19 protein-coding genes and 3 tRNA genes are annotated in these 24701 nt (G+C 37.9%); 2 read left to right on the top strand and 20 right to left on the bottom strand.

Going from position 1 to position 24701, the window contains the following annotated elements:
- Nucleotides 1–13 precede the first annotated feature (13 nt).
- Nucleotides 14–96 (top strand) — tRNA-Leu (locus P9L98_05865).
- Between the two features lie 158 nt (nt 97–254).
- Here the strand turns inward: P9L98_05865 and P9L98_05860 are convergent.
- The 4 genes from P9L98_05860 to P9L98_05845 form a co-directional block, all read right to left on the bottom strand.
- Nucleotides 255–926, bottom strand: a complete 672-nt coding sequence (locus P9L98_05860) for a cytochrome c biogenesis protein CcdA (GenBank protein ID MDP8216821.1) — start codon at nt 924–926, stop codon at nt 255–257.
- Nucleotides 919–1470 (bottom strand): TlpA disulfide reductase family protein, encoded by a 552-nt coding sequence (locus tag P9L98_05855; GenBank protein MDP8216820.1) that lies wholly within the window; start codon nt 1468–1470, stop codon nt 919–921. Before P9L98_05855 ends, P9L98_05860 begins: the two co-directional genes overlap by 8 nt.
- Before the next feature lie 4 nt (nt 1471–1474).
- On the bottom strand, nt 1475–3904 hold the full coding sequence (locus P9L98_05850) for a glycosyl transferase family 36 (GenBank protein MDP8216819.1): 2430 nt from the start codon (nt 3902–3904) through the stop codon (nt 1475–1477).
- Between the two features lie 49 nt (nt 3905–3953).
- A tRNA-Glu gene (locus P9L98_05845) sits at nt 3954–4028 on the bottom strand.
- A 275-nt stretch (nt 4029–4303) separates the two neighbouring features.
- On the opposite strand from P9L98_05845, the gene P9L98_05840 reads away from it, so the two are divergent.
- Nucleotides 4304–6160, top strand: a complete 1857-nt coding sequence (locus P9L98_05840) for a hypothetical protein (protein MDP8216818.1) — start codon at nt 4304–4306, stop codon at nt 6158–6160.
- On the opposite strand, the gene P9L98_05835 is transcribed toward P9L98_05840, so the two are convergent.
- The 16 genes from P9L98_05835 to P9L98_05760 form a co-directional block, all read right to left on the bottom strand.
- On the bottom strand, nt 6153–7133 hold the full coding sequence (locus P9L98_05835; GenBank protein ID MDP8216817.1) for an RsmB/NOP family class I SAM-dependent RNA methyltransferase: 981 nt from the start codon (nt 7131–7133) through the stop codon (nt 6153–6155). The genes P9L98_05840 and P9L98_05835 overlap by 8 nt on opposite strands.
- A 23-nt stretch (nt 7134–7156) precedes the next feature.
- A complete protein-coding gene (locus P9L98_05830) occupies nt 7157–7765 on the bottom strand; it encodes a DNA-3-methyladenine glycosylase (GenBank protein ID MDP8216816.1) in 609 nt (202 codons plus the stop codon).
- Nucleotides 7762–8766, bottom strand: a complete 1005-nt coding sequence (gene waaF / locus P9L98_05825) for a lipopolysaccharide heptosyltransferase II (GenBank protein ID MDP8216815.1) — start codon at nt 8764–8766, stop codon at nt 7762–7764. The genes P9L98_05830 and waaF overlap by 4 nt, the downstream gene beginning before the upstream one ends.
- Nucleotides 8767–8778: 12 nt before the next feature.
- Complete coding sequence (locus P9L98_05820) at nt 8779–9567, bottom strand: polysaccharide deacetylase family protein (GenBank protein ID MDP8216814.1); 789 nt, start codon at nt 9565–9567, stop codon at nt 8779–8781.
- Complete coding sequence (locus tag P9L98_05815) at nt 9557–10639, bottom strand: glycosyltransferase family 4 protein (GenBank protein ID MDP8216813.1); 1083 nt, start codon at nt 10637–10639, stop codon at nt 9557–9559. The genes P9L98_05820 and P9L98_05815 overlap by 11 nt, the downstream gene beginning before the upstream one ends.
- Nucleotides 10620–12761 carry a GT4 family glycosyltransferase PelF gene (gene pelF, locus P9L98_05810; GenBank protein MDP8216812.1) on the bottom strand — a complete coding sequence of 714 codons (2142 nt, stop codon included), beginning with the start codon at nt 12759–12761 and terminating at the stop codon, nt 10620–10622. The genes P9L98_05815 and pelF overlap by 20 nt, the downstream gene beginning before the upstream one ends.
- Nucleotides 12758–14695 carry an ELM1/GtrOC1 family putative glycosyltransferase gene (locus P9L98_05805; protein MDP8216811.1) on the bottom strand — a complete coding sequence of 646 codons (1938 nt, stop codon included), beginning with the start codon at nt 14693–14695 and terminating at the stop codon, nt 12758–12760. Before P9L98_05805 ends, pelF begins: the two co-directional genes overlap by 4 nt.
- Nucleotides 14640–15686, bottom strand: a complete 1047-nt coding sequence (gene lpxK / locus P9L98_05800; protein MDP8216810.1) for a tetraacyldisaccharide 4'-kinase — start codon at nt 15684–15686, stop codon at nt 14640–14642. The genes P9L98_05805 and lpxK overlap by 56 nt, the downstream gene beginning before the upstream one ends.
- Entirely contained in the window at nt 15683–16975 is a 1293-nt protein-coding gene (locus P9L98_05795; GenBank protein ID MDP8216809.1) for a glycosyltransferase N-terminal domain-containing protein, read from the bottom strand. The genes lpxK and P9L98_05795 overlap by 4 nt, the downstream gene beginning before the upstream one ends.
- On the bottom strand, nt 16950–17819 hold the full coding sequence (xerC, locus tag P9L98_05790) for a tyrosine recombinase XerC (protein MDP8216808.1): 870 nt from the start codon (nt 17817–17819) through the stop codon (nt 16950–16952). The genes P9L98_05795 and xerC overlap by 26 nt, the downstream gene beginning before the upstream one ends.
- A gap of 31 nt (nt 17820–17850) precedes the next feature.
- On the bottom strand, nt 17851–19809 hold the full coding sequence (topA, locus tag P9L98_05785) for a type I DNA topoisomerase (GenBank protein ID MDP8216807.1): 1959 nt from the start codon (nt 19807–19809) through the stop codon (nt 17851–17853).
- 131 nt (nt 19810–19940) lie between these two features.
- A complete protein-coding gene (dprA, locus tag P9L98_05780; GenBank protein ID MDP8216806.1) occupies nt 19941–20801 on the bottom strand; it encodes a DNA-processing protein DprA in 861 nt (286 codons plus the stop codon).
- Between the two features lie 37 nt (nt 20802–20838).
- Nucleotides 20839–22071, bottom strand: coding sequence for a tRNA (N(6)-L-threonylcarbamoyladenosine(37)-C(2))-methylthiotransferase MtaB (mtaB, locus tag P9L98_05775; GenBank protein ID MDP8216805.1), 1233 nt, complete (start codon nt 22069–22071; stop codon nt 20839–20841).
- A gap of 7 nt (nt 22072–22078) precedes the next feature.
- The gene (locus P9L98_05770) at nt 22079–22801 is read right to left on the bottom strand and encodes an RsmE family RNA methyltransferase (protein MDP8216804.1); all 723 of its coding nucleotides are present in this window, start codon (nt 22799–22801) and stop codon (nt 22079–22081) included.
- A gap of 17 nt (nt 22802–22818) precedes the next feature.
- Nucleotides 22819–22891: transfer RNA gene (locus P9L98_05765), tRNA-Ala, on the bottom strand.
- 209 nt (nt 22892–23100) lie between these two features.
- A partial coding sequence (locus tag P9L98_05760; protein MDP8216803.1) for a hypothetical protein occupies nt 23101–24701 on the bottom strand: 1601 nt, incomplete at its 5' end.

Here is a 24701-nt window from a genome sequence, read left to right as displayed (position 1 = left end):
TACGATAATTTAAGCCAGGGTGGCGGAATGGCAGACGCGCGTGATTCAAAATCACGTCTCCGTAAGGGGGTGGGGGTTCAAGTCCCCCCTCTGGCAAAACAAAAAACCAGATCTAAAATCTGGTCTATTTTTTTAGTGCCCCCCACCGGTGGCCAAACCCTTGACTTATTTATCGCACATAATAAATACTTTGTCAAATTTGTAAAAAACTTCTTATTGGACAAAACATTACAGACCCGTTTGATTATAGAGGGTTAAACTCTACCGCTAAAAATATAGAGACCGAAGAGGATAAGCATAGAGCCGGCTGCTATTTCAATTACTCTTAGACGCTTCTTAATCTTGCCAAATAGAGTGAGAAACCATGATAATGATAAAGCAGATACCAGAAAAGGCAGAGAGAGGCCTAAGGAGAAAAAGAGTAACAATAAAAACCCTCTAAATAGATTGGCTTTTATACTTGCAACTGTCAAAACAGCAGCCAAGTAAGGAGTAGCACAAGCAGTAAAGCTGAATGCAAACACTACCCCGACAAATATTATACCCACTATTCCTGCCGGTTTCTTCCGCGGTAAAAAATTCAGCGTGGGTAAGAATTTTAATTTGCTGTAAAACAAAACATAGAGTCCCAACAAAACTATTACTATTCCGCCTACTCTCTGAACGGGGAACTTTAATCTAAATATAATCTCACCCAACAGAGAAGCTCCAAGACCCAGTGATATAAATATACAAGAGAAGCCTAATAGAAAAAAGAGGGTATATACAACCATTCTCTTACGTAAACAACCGGGGTCCTCTTTCATCTCATTAAAAGAGATACCGCTTATAAAAGAGAGAAAAGAAGGAATGAGCGGTAAAATACAGGGTGAGAAAAAATAGAATACTCCGCCTAAAAAAGCCATAATGAATGATATCTCATTCATTGATTAAAGCCTCTATAAAATCGATTATCTCAGGTTGATTCCAGTCTATAGCTCCAGGAATCTTAGCAACAGCCCTAAAATTTTTATCAATAACAAAGGAGTTAGGTAAGCCAAATACACCGTACTTAAGGGCCGATAATCCATAATCATCGTAATAAACCGGAAAATCTGCGCCTTTCTGCTTTAAATAACGTTCAATAGCAAGTTTTTTATCTCCCAAAAAAAGCGGTATAAACTCTACCTTAGCTCTATCTATAGAAGGAATAAAAGTCTTTAAAAAATCCATCTCGATATCACAAGCACTGCAGCTTATAGTCCGAAAGTTAACTATTATTATCTTACCCTTAAAATCTGAGAGATCATAGTCTACCCCATTTAAACCCTGGAAGCTAAAATCTTTTGCCGGAATTCTCTCGTCTTTAGAAGGGGGTTTATTAGCTGTATCAGCTGAAAAAGTTTTCTTTTTACTGTCTGAATAAATTAAAAACCCTATTCCAACTAATAAAACAACCAGAATAGGAGTTAATTTTTTCTTAATTCTCAAACTTCTAACCCATAACAACCCTTACCTCATGCTCTTTACCATCAGAGAGAGGCTTTAGGATATTAGATTCTTGCTTTATATCATCAAGGTAGATTTCTTTTACCCCAGTTGATACTCCACTTGAATTATCAACTTCTATATTGTAGGTTGAACCTCTAAAAACTCTTTTTATTTTAAAACCACTCCAACTAGAAGGGATACAAGGGTCTATCAAGAGCCCATCAATCTCTGCTCTTACCCCAAGAATCCAGTCTGTACTTGCATGGAAGAACCAGGAGCCGCTTCCGGAATACCAAGTCCAACCTCCACGTCCATAATTCTCTGAATCCGGGCCATCTACATTACCTGAAGTCACATAAGGTTCTACACAATACAATTCAGGGTCCATACCCCGTTTTGCTGGAGAGAACCTGGAGTAGACATCATAAGCCATATCCCCATTTTTAAGGACGCACTCTGCAATAATAGCCCAGCAAGCTGCATGAGTATATACACCGCCATTCTCTCTAACCCCTGGAGCATAGCGAGACAAGTACCCTATCGTAGGATCTGGTTTTTTATACGCAGGGTGGAAAAGTATCGGACCATAATCATGGAGCAGATGTTTTTTAACGCTCTCCATTGCTCTCTTTTTTCTATCCTCATCAGTTGTATTATGCATTACGGCCCAGGTTTGAGCATTGAGGAATATTTTGCCTTCTTCGCAGCTCTCACTACCCATAATCTCACCGCTATCTTTAGTAGCTCTTATAAACCACTCTCCATCCCAACCATATTTATTTATTGCTTTTTTTAGATCTTCTGCTCTTTTTAAATAATTTTCTGCTCTCTCTTTATCAGACCTTTTCTGGCAAAGGGAAGCAAAATCCTGGAGCACCTTGTATAAGAAGTGTCCTAACCAGATACTCTCTCCTTTCCACTTTAGCCCTACAGAACTCATCCCGTCATTCCAATCTCCTTCGCCTATTAAAGGCAAGCCTCTCTCTGAGAAACGCAATAAGACTAAATCTATCGCCCTTACGCAATGCTCGTATAGAGTCTCTTCGTTCTCATCGTCTACATACGGCTGAGGCTGATCTAAAATAGAGTAGTCTCCAGTCTCTTTGATATAGAAGAGACTGAGGTATGCCATCCAAAGCAGATCATCTGTCATAGTTGTCTTGGCTCCCACCTCAAGCAATGGATGCCACCAATGATATACTGTTCCATCCTTAAATTGATGCTTTGCATGAAGCAAGATCTGTTTTTTAGTAAGCTCCGGCTTAAGAGGCAGAAATACCAAAGAGTCCTGCAGCTGATCTCTAAAACCATAGCCGCCGCTGCATTGGTAATAGGCGGTTCTGGCCCAAATACGTGCAGCAATAGCCTGATAACGAAGCCAATAATTCGTTAAAACATCGAACGACTTGTCTGGGGTCTCTACTTGAAGAGGTGCTAAGAACCCTTCCCAGAAATTAACAGTCCTGCTGAACTCTTGCTCAACATTTTCTAAATCAGAGTATCTCTTTATTAAATCCTTTGTCTTATTATCATTTTCATTAAAACCGGTAAGAAAAATTAATTCTTTCTCTTCGCCCGGGTTGAGCTCTAAATCGATTTTCAAACTGGCTATTGAATCATTCCACTTGCCAATTTTATTTGAAAGCTCTCCTTTCTCTACGCTCTCAGGGTTAGCAAAAGACCTATAGCGTCCAAAGAAGTTCCTCTTATCACCCTCATATCCTGAAGGCTTTACGCTGACACTATGAAAACCATCCCCTGTAAACTCTTTTAAACCGGTTGATATAAAAGAAGGAACGGGCATTTTCCTCTTCGCTGCAAATATACTATTTAACTCTTCATTGTAAGATGTTTCGATAAATGTTTTTTGAAACTCTCTATGAGTATCAGTTCCATTACCAAGACACCATTCCAGATAACTAAACATACTTAAGCTTCTTGATTTATCAGAGAGATTTTTGATCTTTACCTTCCAGATCTCAAGCGGAGAGTCCTGAGGGACAAACATTGTAATAGTACTCTCTATTCCCCTGTATTCAGTGTGGTATGTAATATAACCTATCCCGTAGCGAAGCTCAAACTTATCAAACTCAACCTGACAAGGCTTATAGAAAAGAGACCAGAAATCATTCTCTTCATTATCTCTTAAATATAGAAACTTTCCCCATTCATCTCTGACCAAATCTTGAACCCAGGTTGTTAAACGTGAGATCTGAGAGTTGCCCCACCAGCTAAAACCGCATCCGGTCTGTGAAAAAACAGCCCCATAATCAGGGTTTGTTATCACATTCATCCAAGGCATAGGAGTCTTGGGAGATTTTAATATATACTCTCGGCCGTCATTTGCAAAAAACCCGTACTTATTCTCTAATATCTTTTCGCCCTGATAATAACTTTCAATGTTATTTAAAACCGGGCATCCTGTATGACTCATCCTTTTCCTCCTCTTTCTCTTTATAAAAAACATAATTGCTGACTTTAAGCGGCCCTAACGGGATTTGAACCCGTGTCGCCGGAATGAGAGTCCGATATCCTAGACCGAGCTAGACGATAGGGCCTTTTCTTTAGGTTATATATATATTATAAAAGAAGACAAATTTCAAGTTATATATGAAAAAGATAACCGCTTATTATTCTATATTTCACTGGTTTACTGTTAAAAACAAATTCTATTTCTCCGTCAGTACAACCTCGCACAACCAAAGCAACCCAATACATTTTCTCTAATTAAAGGTTTACCGCATCTTTTTGCTTAAATAAGATATTCTCATATTTACAGGTCTAGATGTAATTACTCTTGTAAACAAAGATAGATTGCGTTAGATTAATTGGGATGAAAAAAATAGCAATATCTATAGCCATTTTTATTTCAATAGCTGCTATATCCGGGTATCTCTATCTTCAGAAACAGCTTCTACCTAATGCAATTGTTAGTTTAGAAAAATACCTTTCAGAAAATACCCCTTACAACTTCAAGATAGAGAAACCGAGCCTTGCCATATTCAGGGTAATCTTCCCAAAGATAGAGATGAGCTACCAGAGAGAGACCATATTTATCTATAATCTGAGCATACGTCCAAACCTAACAGCATTGATAAATAAACAGGGTGAATTCACAGGCTCAGGAATAGTCCAAATAGATAAATACAAACTTAATTTTAACATCATTGATTCTGTCTACGATATCAAAACTAAAGACTTCTTACTCTCTATAGAAACATCCAAAGAACCTATTGAAAAATTACTCAATATCGTTTCAGAGATAGAAAATGTCAAATTACTAGACCAACTCAAAGATTTAGAAGGAACGTGTAAGATTACTCTCTTTTTAAGATCAACTTCCGGTAAAGATATGGATTTAAAAATCAACCTTTACGCAAAGCATCTGAAATTAAATTTACCAAACCTTAAATTGGTGTCATCTGAAGTAAATACCGACTATATATTGAAGAATAAAATCCCGTCTTTGATTGTATCGGTTAATAGCTTTAGCCTGTTAGATATCAAAGAGAATAAACCCATTATAGAGAAAGGCAGTTTAACCGCAGAAACCGATCTGGAGAAAATAGAGATAACTGATTTAAAATTCATAAATGACAATATTATCTGGCAGGGAACAGCAGAGATTACCAATTTAAAGATGCACCCCACCCTTAATTTTAACATAGTAAGTGAACTTTTTCATTCCGTTGGTGAAATAAAAAAAATCTCGAATGCAATAAATTTTAAAACAAGTGTCTATAAAAATAAATCTATGTTGCACGTAAACGGACACTACGAAATTGATACTCAAGATTTGCAGCTAGCAGGCAAGGGTTCAACCGATATTAAGAGAGTGCTCGGATATATGGATATACCAAAAGATTCTCGCTTCGGTAAGATAGGGTCCAATATAGAAATAGAACATTTTAATTTAGAATATAACATTAAAGATAAGGGGTTAACTGCTGACGCTTATTTAGTGCTAAGCGATACATCTTACGATAAAAACATAATTGCAAAATCAGGCAGCATAGATTTAAAAGTAGATAATAAAAATATTTTAATAGAAAACCTATACTTAGGTGATAGAACAAGCTCTATCCAAGCAATGGGCAACTTTACTATTGAAAACCAAATTCCTTTCAAACTTGATATATACATTAGAAATTATGAAGTTAAGAAGTTAATTCAACCATTTTTCGATAAAGATATCGGTAATGCATTATTATTCGCCAATTCGGCTATAAAAGGACATTTAAAAGATTTAGGATCTATGCTGGGAACCTGCAAATGGGAATTTAGAGAGGGAAATTTAGGTAGATTTAAATTTCTATCTCAGATAGCTTCTCTAATAAATAGACCGGAGTTAAGTGAAATATCGTTCACTCAAGGTAAGGGCAGCTTAAGCTTCCAAGAAGAGATATTGCAAAGTCCGGAGTCAATATTCATCTCAGACTATGTTAACTTGGTATTGTCTGGAGCTATCAATACAGCAGGCAATCTTGATTTAACTTTAATAACCGAATTTCCACAAGAAGAGAATGCAGAAGAGGTAAGCTCTTCTCTTGGCAAGATAGGAGAGATCTTATCCATAGGGATTCAAGAATTATTCCATAAGATCAAGATAACCGGAACTATAAAGAACCCTAAATACACCCTTATACCTGCAAGTGTAAATAGAATACTACAGAACCTTATATTTAATTAGAATATTCGTGATGGGATTTGATTTTACGCAGAAGCGCAATAAAGAATCCTTCCATAAATTCACCGGGAATCACTCTAATGCAATTTTTAATATCCTTGGCAAAATCGACACCATTCCAAGAACTAAGCGCAGGTAAAATATTTTTAACTCTTAAATTAACAGGCTCAATCTTACAGCAAAAAGGATATTTCCTAATCAGATAATTTACTACGGATTCATTCTCTTCAGGAGAGAAAGTGCAGGTAGAGTAAAGCAATAGCCCTCCTGGTTTCAGAGCTTCAAAAGCAGTCCTTATAAGACCTTTCTGTTTTTTAGCCATCCGCTTAACTCTAATCTGATTCCAATAACGATATGTCTTAGCTCTTGAAATATTAAACCTGCCCTCTGCACTACAAGGGGCATCCAGAAGAACTTTGTCAAATTTATCGGAATAATCTCTCCAGATACCAAGTGCATCTTCGTTCTTTAACTCTGTATTTACTACACCTTGATACCTTAGATTGGCTGCTAACTTTTCAAACCTTACCGGGTTCTTTTCAAAAGCCAGAATCCCACCCTTATTCTGCATCATAGCTGCCATCTGAGTTGTCTTACTCCCAGGCGCTGCGGTCAAGTCCAGGACATAGTCAGAGCTGCCGGGATTAAGAATGAGAGGCGGCAGCATGCTGGATAGATTTTGGACATAGACCTTACCGTCTAAATAGAGGTCTCTCTTGGCAAACTCATTCAGCTCCGGCTTAAGCAGAATAAAAGCATCTCTATACCAATTTACATTCTTTACTTTAATATTATTTCTTTTTAATTCAGATATTAATGCTGAACGATCGATTTTAATTGTATTTACCCTAAAAGTGTTCAGACGTTTGATATTAAATGTCCTAGCAACACGTTGAAAAAGAGAAGGATTAAAAATCCTAGACAGTTTTTCAATAAACTTAGGCGGCAGCTTCTCAAGCTCTCTATTGTAAGACAAAGAATCCTCTCCTAGAGATAGAATTATTTAGCAGATATAAACCTGCTCCCTTTTAGATAGAACCTTAACGGTAAATCCTTACACTCTTCTGCGTAATCTATATTCAACCTCTTGGTTGCAACTATCTGTCCTTTTTTGGATCTACTATCTTCCGATATGTATAGCTCCTTAGCATGAACATTAGAAGCGTTAAAATTAAGACCTATCTTTAGGGCCTGAGTAAGCTTGCCGGGCCCATCTGTTAAATTTTTTATATTTTTCGAATTAGACTCTTTAAAACCTCTATTCTTCCTTAAAAACTCTATACCATCCAAAGGCTCAACCGCCCTTATAAATACTGCCTGGGGTATATCTCTCTTGTTTACAACAACATTTAAGCAATGATAGATACCATATATCTTATAGACATAGAAGAGCCCTCCCTCCATATACATAACCTTATTTCTCTCTGTAACTCTCCCCCTGTAAGAATGAGAACCTTTATCTTTAACACCCATATAGGCTTCAACCTCAACTATTTTGACTATGGCTCTCTCTTCAGAACTAAAATTGCGAATAAGGCAGCTGCCTAAAATATCCTTTGCAACTCTATCAGCTGAACGCAAAAAAAAACTTTTTTTAAACCTCCTCATCTTAGAACTTTGCCAACAGCATTCAGAACAGATTGAGGTTTAACTTTTCTCATGCATATATAATCGTAGGGACAGATATCTTTATAGCAAGGTATAGAGCAATCTATATTCTCTTTTAAAATAATAGTCTTACCCTCAGGGCGAAAAGGACCCGTAAGCTTATCATCGGTCGGACCGAATATCCCAATCAGAGGTTTTTTAAAAGCCGCCGCAATATGTAACGGTGCGCTGTCTACTGTTATAGAGACCTGACTCAATTTAATCAACGATATTAACTCTCTTAAGGTAGTCTTTCCTGCTAATGACAAGACTTCAGGGTTAGAATGAGCGACTATATAATCTGCACCCTGAACATCCTGCCCTGTTCCAGTTAAAAGAACCTTGATATTATATTTATTAATTATAAGATTTATGAGTTCAGAATAATAATCAAAAGGCCACCTCTTAGCCTGCCAATTAGCTCCAATATGCATCAGGCAGAATCGATCTATCTTATGAGATGCTAAGACTTCTCTTGCTCTCTCTAGTTCTTCATCTCTGATAAAGATATCTAAGCCATTACTATCATCAGCTATGTTTATAACAGAACCTAAATTAAAGTAATACAATGCCCGATGTACTCTGTCTCTTTGAGAGGTCAAAGACTGGGTTAATAGAAAAGAGTTTAGTTTTTCATTGTACCCTATTCTATTTTTTATCCCTCCAAAATAAGCATAGCACTTTCTTGATAGAGACCTATGCAGGTGTAATGAATGACTAAAATTGTAACTCCTGAGTTTTCTTATCAAAGAGATATCAAAACCGGTAAAACCTCTCTCACTAAACGGGTCAAACTCTATAATACCATCCAGATAAGGATTACCTTCAAGCAGTTTAGCGCCATTTTCAGGAACTAAAGTCAGAAGATATGAATTGGGGAAACTTTTTTTGATACAACGGATTAAAAATGTAGAGAATAGAATATCTCCTATCCAATTTACATTTACAATTAGAATCCTCATCTGATCTAAATCTCAATCCTCATCTCGCCACTCTTTAATCCAGGTATAATCGCCGCAGGAGTAGAACCAGAAAACCCAGGGGTTATGAGAACTTCTGGATATTCTGACACGTTTTAAAGCATAGATATCATCATTGTCAAATTGCTCACCCGGAGAAGTAGCATAGGCAGCATAATAACCCGCCTCTTCTACTAAAGATTTGATCTCTGAATTAAACCTGCCCCCGGGATAGACAAAGATTTCAAAATCCCAGCAAAACATATCTTCCAACTTCTTTTTAGAATCAAATACCTCTTTACTTATAATATCCAAACTATAATCGGTCAAAAATTTGTGCGAAAGCGTATGGGAACTGAAATCTATTAATCCGCTCTCTTTCATCTCTCTTATCTGCTCTTGATTTAAGTAGCCTCTCTCTCCAATCTTATCAAATATTAAAGATATAGTGGCTGGAATACCTAACTCTTTAAGTACAGGAAAAGCGCAGCTATAATTATTCTCATACCCGTCATCAAATGTTACAGCAATATCTCCGCGCTCAACGGCTCTACCTTCTTTTATCTTCCTGCTAAGATCGGCCAATCTGAGAGGCCGGTAATTATCTCTTATAAACTCCATCTGTCTCCTGAAATCCTCAGGAGAGACACTAAGCTTAGAATGCATATGGTTATAATCGATGTTATGGTACATCAATACAGGAGGAACATATTTATCGGATAAAAAAATAATTACAGTTGCCGATAAACCTATAAGAAGAAGAAGAAGACCGATTGTTAAAATAATTTTAATTTTAGATTTCATCTTTAATCTCTTTATAGACTCTATAAGTTTTATTAGCCATATCGGTATAAGAAAATTTATTCACGCTCTTAAATGCATTCCCGGAAAGCTCGGTTTTTAAAGGGCTATCCTCTCTTAACTTAAAAAGTGCAGCTACTAGCGCATCTGGACTTTTAGGTTCTATTAGAAGACCATTATAATTGTTTTTAACAATTTCAGGAATACCCCCAACCTCTGTCGCAATAACAGGCAGCCCCATTGCAAGAGCCTCTAAGAGAGATATCCCCAGCCCCTCCATAACAGAGGGTTGAATAAAGATATCGGAGACGGCTAAAAACTTTCTAATATCGTACACCAGCCCCAACAGCTTAATATTTTGATTTAAACCTAGCCCTGTAATCCTATCCTCTATAACATCTCTCTCTCTACCTTCCCCGGCTAAGAGAAGAATACTTTGAGGATACCTATTATTAAAAACACCAAAAGCCTCCAAGAGATAATCAAAACCTTTAACATCGGAAAGTCTGCCTAAAGCAGAGACTACAAAAGAGCCCTCTTTTATTCCAAAGCCTTCTAAGAGAACCTCTTTTTTATACTGATAAGATTTAAAGTTATATAGATCAATGCCGTTATATATCAGACTTATCTTAGAAGAGGGGAGCTTAAAATCCTCTATTAAGTGCTCTCTGACAAAACCGCTTACGGCTATTACCCTCTCTCCCCAATAAGGAAAAAATCTATGTTTCATCTTTACTCGATGATAACCATGCCAGGTCGTAAGATAGGGAACCGCGGTCCTGAAATTAATATATCTTGCCAGAGCCTGCGTTACCCTGGTATTTGCATGGACCAAGTCCACACCTTTTAAAAATGGAGCCAAGATATCAAAAGAGCGGAGTATCTTATAGCTTATTTCAGACTTTGTCTTGAGGGGTATATTTATATGCTCACCTTCCAAAACCTCTTCTAAATCCCCTCCTGTAGAAGCAACGCAGACTTCAGAACCTAAAGATTTAAGTCCTTTTCTCAAGTTTAAAATATAACTCGTTACTCCTCCTGTATTAAAATGATTATTAAGCAGCAGAATTTTCATCTCTCTCCATATCAAGAATATTTAAAATCTTATTTTTAACCTCTTCTATCGTAATCATACTCATACAAGTTACCTTTTTCCTGCATGAGTTCTTATAGCAAGGGCTGCAGTTTAGTTCTTTCTTAATAAAATAGACATCGGCTCCGGAAGGAAGATGACGCAATGGATCAGTTGGCCCGAAGAGACCAAGAACCGGAGTCTTAACAGCAGCCGCTATATGTAAAGGCGCACTATCAGAAGTAAGGAGCATGCTGCATCTTTTAATTAAAGCTATCAAAGACGGTATCTCTGTTTTGCCCACTGCATCAATAGGCTTATTTTTACAAGCTTTCATAATCTGTAAAGCTGCATCCTTATCTAAAGGAGAACCTGTTATTACGAACCTTATATTGCGGGAACCAAGCTCATCAATCAAAGCAATCACCTTACCAAGAGACCATCTTTTAGATGCCCATCTACTGCTAGCTGCAATATTGATTGCGACTAAAGGCTGTTTTTTACTTATCCAGTGGGCTCTTAAAAAATTATCCACTCTCTCCAGCGCATCCCTATCTACCCAGAGCTCCAGCTCCTTATTAAGCCCTCTTACTCCAAGTTTAGATAAAAGATAGGACTGGTGCTCGACTGGTAGAAGGGGAGTATTAGGCAATCTCTGCGCTCTGTTGAGCAGAAAAGAGAATTTAGCATTAGCAAAACCATACCTCTGATATATGCTCGAAAAGAATGCAATCAGCCTAGAGATTTTGTTATTCTGTAAATCTATCGATATGTCGGGATTTATCCTCCTGATACTGTTAATAGAGCGGAAGATGCCGCAGTATTTAAAACCTCTATCCGAATATATCAACAATTTATCTAAATATGGACAGTCTTTAAAAATATCCGCCACAGCCGCTGTAGTCAGAAGGCAGAGCTTTGCATCCGGAAACTTCTGCCGCAAAGCTTTAATCCCCGGTATTGAGAGTATTACATCGCCTAAAGCTCCAAACTTTATAATCAATACAACCAATCTCTTCCCGGACTCTTTGTAGACATTGACAATATCCTTATTTACTTTATCTAAACTATATCTGCTCTCCACTCTATCTCTGGCTATCTTGGCCATCTTATCGCAAACATAAGGATCTTTAACTATTTTTATTAAGCATTTTGCAAGCAATTTTGGATCTCGGGATGGAACGAGAAACCCGGTTTCATCCTCTTCTATAATCTCTCTGTAACCCCCGAGAGAGCTTGCAACAACAGGCACCCCGGCCGCCTGAGCCTCTATTATAACCCGGCCGAAAGATTCTGGTATTCTAGATGGTTGAACTACTACGTTTATCTTCTTAAGCAGATCCGGAATATCATATCTTCTGCCTAAAAAATCAACTGCATTTTCAAGTCCAAATCTCTTAATTAAAACCTCCAGCTCTTTTAGGTACCCTTCCTTGCCCGGCGAAGGAGCACCGATGATCCAGGCCTTTGCAAAAGGTTTAAAATGCAGGACTTCTCTAAAAGCTTTGATAAACTCTATATGACCTTTTATAGGAGAGAGTCTCGCTATAATAGCAAAAACCGGATGTTGCCAGTCTTTATCTGTTGGAAGAATAAACTCATAATCAGAGAGATTGACCCCTCTAGGTATCAACCTTATTCTTTCCAGAGGAACATTGAAATCCTCTATCATATGTTTAGCTATTACTCTGCTCGGAGAGATAACAATCTTACCTTTTGCCATTATGCGGCTGAAAGCATGGTTACTGTAATAGCCATGCGCAGTTGTTATAAAAGATGGAACCTGGGTTAAGAGCCTTGTCAGATTAACTCCGGCAAAATATCTTTTAAAAGCAAGATAGGCAACTAATGCTGGAACACGCGATCTTGCATGTACAATATCAACCTGCTCTTTGTTGAAAATCCTGATCAGCTTGGGTAAGAGCAAGAGAGTGCTGAGAGACTTTTTATTTACAGGCAGTTTATAATGCTTAACTCCAAATTCCTGTAAATCCCTCTCTAACTTACCTCCGTTGGAGATGACTATAGGATAATGACCGTTAAGAGCAAGATACTTAGCCAGTTCAATAGTACCCTTTTCGACTCCTCCAAGGTTTAACTCCGGTAGAATCTGTAATACTCTCATAATACTCTTTCCAAAAGATCAGCTATCATGGCTCTATTATCCAGAACTTTAACCTTCCTATCCTCCAAAGACCCCATATCAAAACACCCTAAATTCTGCGGCTCTAATACGCTGAGAAAGCCTTCTCTCTTAAGACTTTGAATTAAACGCTCATTCTTACTTTTGATCTTTCCGGCCTTAAAAACAGCTACGTTTTTTGCAAAAGCCAGGGCTTCTGAAACCATCGATATGCTATCTGCGCCAACGAAGACTATCTCAGCACTATCAAGTATAGCATTGTATGCTCCGGAAGGATTATACTCATTGGCTATAACTAGAGCTTTGAGATAGTTTTTAGAAGAGAGAGAGTTTTTTAAAAACAGTTCTAACTCTTGAGATGTTCTTCTTGAGGTAGTTACTAAAAGATTGACCTCTCTCTCTTTACTTAAAGAATCAAGACGGGAGAAGAGCTCTTTAACACCGCCGGCATAGCTCTTGGAGCTTTTTGGATTACCGCCTATAAGAACAGATATTTTTAAAGCATTCTGATCTAAATCCAGCCCCTCAAGATATTTCTCTGCAGAATCTATCTCAACTTCTCTCTTCTCAGCCAATGCACCCTTATAAGAAAAAACATTCTCTCCCTCTATCCCGTCATGTTCTGGAACAAGAGATAACCTAAATCTATTTTTATAAATTCCAGGATTCAAAATATGAATATTGAAAGCTCTATTCTCTATATTGAGAAGTAGATTCAAAACCACCATCGATGAACCGGCACTTATTATATAATCATATTTATCCTTTATAAGAGCTCTATAACTGTCTGGAGCTATAAAAAACTTTAAAAATGCCAACCTACCCTGCGCCTTAGATGAAGCAAATACCCCTAAAACATGTAATATATTTTTTGAGAAACGATTTTTCCAATTTACAACTACTTCAGATATTGATACTAACCCTGGATCGTCTGCGTTCCACTCAAGGGCATTCCTTCTCTCTAATGTTTTTTTAAGTTCTTCTGCCACCATACGGGACTGTTTAAAGTGACCCGGCTTAGAATCGGATAAAATCAATATCTTTTTATTTAAAGAGTATTTCCACTTTTTATGAAACCATAGCCACTGTTCAGGATTTCTCCTAATATATGACTCTAGAATCCTGTTATAATCAGATAGTATCTCTCTGCCGGGCTTATTCAAATCCATGCTGGGATAGATATCCATATCATGCCTGAAGAGGCTCTTCCTTCTTAAAAAAACAGGTATAACAACAGCTCCTGTCGACCTTGCAATAGAGATAAAGCCTGGATTCGTAGAAGCATATCTATCTAGCAGCTTCACCTGAATACCTTTCTTGCCAGCACTCTGATCGGCTAGAATCCCTATAACCTCAGCTTTTCTTAAGGCTCTAAATATTGCTTTAAGGCTGAACCCTTTCTCGACAACAACGGAGCCCCACCTGCTGCGGTATCTATTAAGAAGCATGTTGAGCCTGACATATTTTTGCTCTCTTGCAATAACATGACAGTTGCATCCTAAAACAGCACTTAAGAAAGGGAGAATCTCCCAGTTGTTATAATGCGCTGTAAGAAAGATAATACCCTTACCTGAACCAAGCTCTTTATTTAAATTCTCCCTGCCTTTGAAATCCGCCAAACTGCTTAAACGCTCTTTATTTAATTTAACCGATAAGATAAATTCCATAAAAGAGAGCCCAAGATTTAATATTGAGCGCCTGATTAACCATTTTATTTCAGCAGGATATTTACACGGAAAAGCAGATTTTAAATTCATGTACGCAACGTCAAACCTGCGGCTATAAAAAAACGACAGCAGATATATAACGCCTGCTCCAAAGCCAACTCCTAACCGGTAAGGAAAGAGGCTGAAAAAGCCTTTAACTGCTAAGGCTATCCAATAAAATATCCAGTCTTCCAAAAAGCGCTTTTTCATTATCCAGATACTCTAAACCTATCTTAAAGAGAATTAAAAGTTTATCATTAAAAACATCTTTGACAAATTCTAAATTATCTTTAATTTTTACATAATCCTTCTCTGTAATAAATATCGCTTTAACATCTTCTGCGATATTATTTTTTATTGAAACCAGATCTTCCTCTCTAAAAAGATGGTGGTCGGGATAGATAAATCCATCTTTAATATCTATATTCATATTCACAAGGATAGTCTTCACATACTCAGCATCAGCAACTGCAGTAATAAAACTGGCTCTTATTCTGAAGATATCCTGCATACAGAGCTGAGTTTGGTTAAAAACATCATATAGCTCTTTAATCTTATACTTTGTAAAGACCAGAGGCGCATGAGAATTATATCTTTTAATATTTGAGGTATAGATAAAACTCTCTTGGTTCCTGACCTTATTAACCATTATAATATCTGCTCTGCTAATTGCGGAACATCTCTCTCTTAAGCTGCCTCTTGGAATCAGAAACCCATTGCCAAAAGGCTTTCTAAAGTTGAGACAGAGAATATTTAAATCTCTTTCAATGTTCCAATTCTGATACCCATCGTCTATAAGAATGATATCTATCTCACTATCTCTCTCTAACTCTATCAATGCAGCTAACTTTGAAGTACTCTGGAGGACTCTAGCGCCGGGAATGTTCTGCTTTAAAAGGGCCACCTCATCCCCCGCTGCTCCGCCGTGATGAATAACACCTAATTTAAACCCCGCAGATTTAATATAATTACCAAGCTCTATTGCAAGCGGAGTCTTACCGGTACCACCCCATGTTATATTCCCAACAGATAGAACAGGTTTTTTAGACTTGTATTTATACCTGCTCCTTCTAGATCTCAAGATTGTAATAACAGAACCATAGAGGAGAGAGAGAGAGCTTAGCAAGAAGAATAGGATGAAATATTTTCTATTATCAGAGAATATGATCTTTAAATATTTTTTCTTATATGCTGCTTTCATATATATCGTGAGCAGACAAAATCTATTACTTTTTTTAAGCCGCCTCTATTTTTCTCTACAACTCCAAAAGCTCTCCGGCCATATAGCTCCCTCAGGCTCTGTTGAGAAAATATTCTCTCCATAGAAGATAATAGACTCTCCTTTCTAATTATTAATACCGCCTCTTCCTTTAAAAACTCATCCACAATCTCTTTAAAATTATGATAATAAGGCCCTATAAGAATTGGTTTTTTAAAAACAGCCGGCTCGATAATATTATGGCCTCCATAAGGAAGAAGGCTTCCTCCAACAAATACAGCTTCAGATAGGCTATATAGGGCCGGCAGATAACCAACCTCATCCATTATATATATGTCCTGTTCAGACTCAGCTTGAAACCCCAAAGAGAAGAGGCTCCACCTGTAACCGCCTGCTCTTAAAAAATTCTTTAAGCTCTCCAGTTCTATCAGCTGCCTGGGAGCTATCAAAAATTTCCAATCCGGGTAGCTATTCTTAAGCTGCAGAAAACACCGAGATAAAAATATACTCTCTTCTCCATGTGTGCTTCCAGCAATAAAAAGTTTCTGGTTATTCTGTTTCAAAATACGGTTCAAATCTTCTATCCGAGAATCTCTTTTAACTGAAGGCAGATTTAAATCAAATTTAATATTGCCTTCAAAAATATACTCTCTATTTTTAAACCCCAGAGAGTCCAGCTTTAAAGTTGTCATATCGCCGCTGCTGGATATGAAATCCAGCTGGTTTAAGACTTTCCCAATCTGAGTCTTAATCAGCCTATAGCGAGGAAAAGATTTCTTAGATATCCTGGCATTGATCAGCCCCACGGGGATACTGCGCTCTTTCAAACCTATTATAAAATTAGGCCAAAGCTCTGTCTCCAATATTAATACCAGCTCTATCTTAAGATGACTGAGAACACGGCGAATCAAGAAAGAGAGATCGAGAGGAAGATAAGCGCTGTAATCCTCTCTATCTATATGCTGCTTTATAAACTTCTGTCCAACCTCTGTTACCGTCGTTAAAAGATATTTATAATTGGATCTCTTCTCTTTTAACTTGCGGTATAAAAGTATAGCCTCTCTTGCCTCACCTAAACTTACTCCATGTATCCAGATTAGACTATCCCGTTCTTTGATGATCTCTCTCCAGTGACCAAGCAGGACCCGTTCCAGCCATCCAGAGTGATATTTACCTCTTATGATATAGATTGCCAGAACGGACGGAAGAAACAGAAAGTACAGAATATTTAGAGCTATCTTGAAGCTAAGCCCGGGGATGACTTTTTTCATAAACCCTTTTTAATCCTTCTAAAGTTAAATGAGTATATATTTGAGTTGTAGAGAGACTGGCATGACCAAGAAGCTCCTGAACACTCCTGAGATCAGCACCTCTATCTAGAAGATGAGTAGCAAAAGTATGACGTAAGGTATGAGGCGATATATCTATATCTATTCCGGCTTGCAAGGCATATTTTTTAATAATTCTTCCAATACTTCTCTCTGTAATTCTCTCCCCTCTCTTATTTAAAAAAAGCACACTCTTAGAACCGAAGCCCGAAGAGACTCTTTTATCCAGATATAACTTAATGGCTTTCAATGCTTTTGAGCCTACAGGAAGAAGCCGCTCTTTTTTACCTTTTCCATAAACCTTTAAGAGTCCGGATATAAAATCAACATCTACGGTATTTAAATTAACCAATTCACTTACTCTTATACCGGTTGAATAAACCGTCTCTAACATTGCTGCGTCTCTTATTGTAAAATAATCTCCTCTCTCTATTTTGTCTAAGAGATGACTGACATCCTGATAAGAGAGGAATTTAGGCAAGGGCTTATCCAGCTTAAGCCCGCTTATTGCAAGCATAGGGTTTTTCTTAACGTAACCTTCCCGAATAAGAAACTTAAAAAAACTTCTAAGACATGAGAGCCTTCGTGAAATAGTTCTCTTTGAATCTCCTTTTGTTCTTAAATACGCTATAAATCTTCTAATATCAAGATATGTAGTCTCTTTAGGGTCCTTATTATTTAAAAACTGGTTGAATATATCTAGATCCTCTCTGTAGCTCTTTGATGTATAATAAGAAAACTCCCTCTCTATTCTCAAATATTTTAAAAATTTTTCTTCTTTCGTCATTTATTTTTTCACCTATCAGATAACAATGGCCTTAAGAGTCGTTCGGCAATCTACTGCTGGTAAATGTGCAATTCGGATAGTTGCTGCAGCCGTAAAATAGCCTGCCTTTCCCGCTCTTTTTTTTAACAAGTTCACCGCTGCATCCCTCCTGAGGACATCTGACTCCGGTTGTAATAGCTTTTGAGTTCTTACATTCCGGATAACCGGAGCAACCTAGAAAACGGCCGTTTCTCCCCCATTTAACGACCATAGGACTACCGCAGATTTCACAAATTTCATCTGTCTGAATAATTTCGTCTTTTACACTGGGCATCTTATCCTGAGCCTCTTTTAACTGTTCCAAGAATGGTTGATAAAATTCAGCCACTACACTATCCCACTGAACCTCCCCCTCTTCAATCCTGTCTAAATCTTCCTCTACGTGTGCTGTAAAACCGACGTCGAGTATTTTAGGGAAGTGGCTTATCAGAAGCTCTATTACGATTATACCAAGCTCGGTAGGGACCAACTGACCGGAATGCTTATAGATGTAATCTCTAACGGTTAATATCTGAATAGTAGGTGCATAAGTAGAAGGTCTCCCAATGCCTCTCTCCTCCATTATCTTTACCAAAGAAGCTTCGGTATATCTTGGAGGAGGTTTTGTAAAATGCTGCGAAGGGATAAGCTCAACTATTTTGAGTCTCTCACCCTCTTCTAGTTCAGGTAATATACTGGTCTCGTCTTTTGGATATAGAACAGTATAACCATCAAAGATAAGCTTTCTTCCGTTTGCTCTAAATATACAATACTCTGCTCCTATATCTACCGACCGGGCCATATATTTAGCCGGGTTCATCTGAGATGCAAGAGTCCTCTTCCAGATTAAATCATATAACTGCAGCTGATCGTGTGTTAGATATATAGATATCTCATCTGGAGATCTACTGACAGATGTCGGCCTTATCGCTTCATGGGCTGCCTGAGAACGGCCTCTCTTCTTATATTTTTTAGGTTTATCGGGCAAATAATCATTGCCGAAATTCTGAGGAATATATTCTCTGACCTTAGATATAAAACTCTCTGCGATATTAAATGAATCGGTACGCATATAGGTTATTAAACCGATAGGCCCCTCTTCTCCTATATCTATGCCTTCATAAAGCTGCTGAGAGAGAAACATTGTCTTATTGGCAGAAAATTTTAATTTATTGAATGCCTCCTGCTGTAAAGTACTCGTCGTAAAAGGAGCCGAAGGGTTCTGCTTTTTCTCTTTATCCTTTATCTCATCTATTGTAAAATCAGCCTCTTTTAAATCATTGAATATTTTCTCTGCAGTATCTCTGTTTTTCAAATCGGACTTCTCGCCGTGAACTTTAACAAGTTTGGCTTTAAAACTCTCTTCACTATCATATTTCTTCAAATCAGCTTCTATCTCCCAATATTCTTGAGGAAGAAAGCTCTTAATCTCATTTTCACGTTCGGCAATAAGGCGCAGAGTAACGGATTGAACCCTTCCTGCGCTTAACCCCTTTCCAACCTTCTTCCAGAGAAGCGGACTTAAGTTATAACCCACAATCCTATCCAATATACGCCTGGCCTGCTGAGCATCAACCTTGTTTAAATCTATCTCCTGAGGATTATCGAAGGCGGCTTTAATCGCCTCCTTTGTAATCTCGTGAAATACAACCCGGTATACATTCTTATCTTCAGCTAATATATGCTCAAGATGCCAGCTGATAGCCTCTCCCTCCCTATCCTGGTCGGAAGCAAGATAGAGATTCTCTTTACCTTTAGCATCTTTCTTTAATCCACTAACTACCTTCCTCTTCTGAGATATTATTATATAATGGGGTTGGAATCCACCCTCTATATCAATACCCATCTTGCTTTTGGGCAAATCTCTGACATGGCCCATACAAGACCGCACAAGGAATTTATCGCCCAGATACTTCTGGATAGTCTTTGCTTTGGCAGGTGATTCTACAATAACTAAACTTGTTTTCTTCATTTTGGCCTATATAATCCTCCCGGGCTGTTCTTAATAATACCTTTAATCTTTAAACTACGCAATAATCTATTCAAATCTACCATCCTGCTATAAACCCCTTTTAACAATTCAATCAATATGCTGATTATTTTTTAACCGTACTCTTCCAATATATCTTCTGCCGAATCAACAAGCTTAGCCCCCTGCTTTATAAGATAGTTTGTTCCGCAAGATGTAGGAGAACCAACCTCTCCGGGGACAGCAAAAACATCTCTACCCTGGTCAAGCGCAAGATCTGCTGTAATTAAAGCCCCTGAACGAAGAGCAGCCTCAACTACTATAACACCTTTGCTCAAGCCTGAAATAATCCGATTCCTGCGCGGAAAATTCTCACGCAGAGGTGAAGTTTTTAAAGGAAACTCTGATATTACTGCGCCGTTTCCAGTTATCTGCTTTGCAAGTTCAACATTTTCAGGAGGATAAATATTAAGTAACCCCGAACCTAAAACAGCAACTGTCCGGCCCCCGGCTTTTAATGCTCCTTTATGGGCAGCGCTATCTATCTCTCTTGCCATACCTGATATGATAGTCACACCCAGTGAAGCTAATTGCCCGGAGAGCCTCTCTGCCGTCAATAAACCATAAGAACTTGCTTTTCTTGAGCCTATTACTGCGATATTTAGACCCGAATTATCCAATACCCCCTTAACATATAGAATAATAGGCGCATCCGGTATATTCTTTAGGTCTTCTGGATAATCTTCATCCAATATGGATATAATTTTAATATTCTCTTTCTTAGAGAGCTCTAACTCCTCTTTCAGGGCTTTAATATTAAAGCTTCTTATCCGTAAAGAGAGCTCTCTGCCTATACCGGCTATACTCTGTAATCGACTCTCACCAGATCGAAAAATATCTTCTGCGCTGTTAAAACCGTTCAGTAATTTAGTTATCCTGATCGACCCTAAACCTTCAACCATATTTAAAGCTATGAGATATTCTCTATCTTCCATTTTTTGAAATATAGCAGTTAATTGAAATTAAGTCAAATCAATGCAGCGGAACAGCTAAAAGAGCACTATCGTTTGAATCTAAATCTACGGCTTTAACCAAAAGCAATCTATTTTTAAAATCCCTATCACCTCTAAACTTAATCTTTATGTAATTTTCGCTGTACCCCACCCAGAAATTGCCTATCTTTCTCTCTATGAGAACCTGAAATCTCTTGCCTACTTGTTCTTTTAAATTATCTAATATTAAAATTTGAGCCGCTGATAAAGCCTCTTTTCTCCTGCTCAATAAGACAGTTCCGGTTACCTTACCACCTAATTCAAAAGCCGCTGTTTTAGGTCTGAGACTATAAGGAAAAACGTGCACTCTAATAGGCCTAAGTTCTTTCAATAGCTCTATCGTATCTTTAAAATCTTCCTCTCTCTCTCCTGGAAAACCAACTATAATATCGGTTGAAAACTGAAAACTATCCATACCTTTAAGTTTTAACACTAACTCTCTAAAATGCTCTTTATCATATTTCCTGCCCATCAATTTTAAAACCGTATCCGACCCGCTCTGTAAAGGAATATGCAGATGAGGTACAATCTTATCAAAATTACTTATAGACTCTATCAGCTCTTTATCTACATCCTGAGGTTCAATAGAACTTAGTCTTATTCTAAAATCAGAATCTATCCCATTTATTTCACTTAATAATTGAGAAAGTGAAGAGCCTCTATCTTTACCAAAATCGCCCAAACAACAGCCGGTAAGAACTATCTCCTTGTAACCTGACCTTAATAGAGCAGCTATCTCATTTAAAACCTGGCCTCTATCTCTTGAGCGAGAAGAGCCCCTGGCCATCCAAACACAGCAATAGGAGCATCTATTGTTACAGCCGTCCTGTACTTTTACAAATGCCCTGGTATGATTCTTGAATCCTTCTATATAATCTTTGACTTTAGTTAAATTGCCTGATAGATCAAACTTCTCTCTATTATTAGATAAGATATCGCACTCTATATCCTGAAGTTCCTGAGGGTAGAGCTGGACCAGGCAGCCCAGCACGGCTATTTTTAAAGCAGAGTTTTTACGCTTCACAGAGCGGATAAATCTCTTAAGCTCTCTTACCGCATCATGAGTAACGCAGCAGCTATTAATTAAAACGTAATCGGATTGTTCTACACTTTCAACCTCAAGCCAATTGTTAAGAGTAAGGTTCTCTCTTATAAGTTGGGACTCATATTGATTTAACTTGCAGCCGAATGTCTTTAGATAGAAATTATACATCTATAGGTTAGCTTATCAGGCATTTAAAGATTGATACTGCAGATATTGCTGCTGTCTCGGATCTAAGACGGCTCTCACCTAAGCTAATAGATTTAAAACCATAAGAATCCGCTTCTTTATACTCTTCTTCGGTAAAACCCCCCTCAGGACCTATCAAAAGCAAGATATCGCCTAAATCCGAACCTATTATCGTTTTTGCTTCCTGACCATATTTATTTAAGATATATTTAGATTCTTCTTTACTCAATTTACTTAAAATATCTCTAAAACTCCCTGGTTCCAAAATTTCCATTAAATAAGGGCTCCCCGATTGTTTCATAGCCTCAATTGCTATTCTCTGCCAGCGTTCCAGTTTATTTTGACTCTTTTTACCATGCCCTATTTTAACAACGGATCTCGAAGCTATGACAGGCCATAGAGCTGAAAGACCCAGTTCTTGAGCTTTCTCAATAACCAAATCCATTGCATCCTTTTTTATTAACGATTGTAGTAAAATAATATTCCTTGGTTTCTTAAAAAAAGAGTTGCTTAATATTATTATCTCAGCAGATGTTTCTGTTTTACTCTTAATCTCTCCTTGAGCAACAAGACCTTTGCCATTAAGAAGATAAACTGAATCAGATTCTTTTAATCTAAGCACTCTATCTAAATGATAAAACTCCTGTTCCGTTAATAACACAACTCTATCTTCTTTTTTTAATCCCGGGTTATAAAAATAATGTTTCTCCATCACTCAATTACAAATTATGGAGGTGAGCGGAATTGAACCGCCGACCTTCTCGTTGCGAACGAGATGCTCTCCCGGCTGAGCTACACCCCCGTGTTAATATTATTTATTGCATTAAATATTAACCTAATCCTAAAGAGTTAACTGTAGAGAAATCTTACTTTATCAGAACTTTTTGCTAACTTAAATAATATTAGTTATAAAATCTTTATACTCAGATTATACTTTTATGAAATGTAAACTCTTCTTTCCAGAAAAGGCAAATTTAGATACACTTCTCACAACAAAAAAGATATTTATTATTACGGACAACTACACTCCCATCTTACAGTAGAATAGAGTGGATCGTAATATGAAGCACATGTTCCTCCTCCACAATCTTCCTCACAGTATGTTTTTGAATAATAATCACCTGGCGTACAACATTCACCGCAATCTGCAGGACAAGTACTGCAATCCTCTCCAGAACCGCATGTTCCATTCCCGCAGTTCGGCTGGCAATCAAAACCATCGCAATATTCATTATCATCGCATTCGCTTACGCATTGCCCATATTCGCATATTAAACACGAAAAAGGTGTACATTCTCCGCAATTTAGTGTTCCACATGGAGTACTACGGCTGCCGCAATCATAATTTAAACTATCGCAAGTAGGGCAAGGGAGACAATTGTCATTTCCATCGCAATATTGACTACTACTGCATGTGCTTACGCATTGGCCACTACTGCATGTTAAGCAATCACCAGTACCACAGCTACCTTGTATACATTCTACACAGTCACCGCCAACACAATATGGCGTGGATCCAGAGCATTGATAATCACAGTTACCAGCGCCATCGCAACTATAACATTCGCCTGTAGCACACTGCTGCGTGCACACTCCTCTGAAACATTCATAACAATTATCGGTATCACATGACACTACACACTCCCCGTTGCTGCATTCTTCACAAGCATCAGCATTACATTCGCAATCTACAGAACAAGTACCGCAATTCTCTGAGTCATTGTTACATATCGTATTTCCGCAATAGTCAAAACAGAGATGCTCACAGGATGTATCATATTCAGAGAAACATTTACCATCTGCTCTTATAGCGCATCTTTTATTGCACTCAACACACTCTCCATCAATATCGCAGTCACCGCCAATACAATTTTCACAACTAACACAGTTGCCATTATCGCATCTATAATTAGAACTGCCTTGGGCACAGTCATCAGCTTCCCCGCAGGCTGTAGTTATATTTCGGCAAATATAGTTATCGTCTCGTCTTTGACAGGTGCTACAAACTTCGTCCTCAATGCAGGCACCATCATCGCAATGATAACCTTCGGGACAATCATCATTTAAAGGAGAAGAACTTGTATCAGGAATACATTCGCCGTATTCACATCTATGGCAAGCCGCACAATCCCACAAATCAACACATTCAACGCTTATACATTCTTCTGTATTAGGATCGCAATAATAACCAGCCGGACAATCAATATCGTCGCAAACATCATATCCAGGATTGCTTTCAACTGTCACTATTTCACAGCTGTTAGAGCAATATTGACATTCTCCGTCATATGGAGGATCACATACTATACCGTTATTAATACCGTCATCACACTCTTCTTCCCCTGGATCTGGTGTTCCATCTCCGCAATAACCGCCAGCAAGGGTTACTTCCTCACATCCATTAGAACAATATGTACATTCTTCGCCATATTCAGCAGTACATAGATCGCCGTTATATGGAGGAGTACATTCATCACAGTCAATATTACCGTAATCGCATTGTTCTCCCAAATCTGCTTGAGGTATATTATCTCCGCAAAACTCTTCTTCTAACTGACATTCTGAATCACAACCATCTCCATCCTCAGTATTGCCGTCATCGCATTGTTCAG

It is taken from the genome of Candidatus Kaelpia imicola (genome assembly GCA_030765505.1).
In the GTDB taxonomy this organism is placed as follows: domain Bacteria; phylum Omnitrophota; class Gorgyraeia; order Kaelpiales; family Kaelpiaceae; genus Kaelpia; species Kaelpia imicola.
Note: the sequence above shows the minus strand (reverse complement) of the source record. Positions and strands in the feature narration are given on the sequence as shown.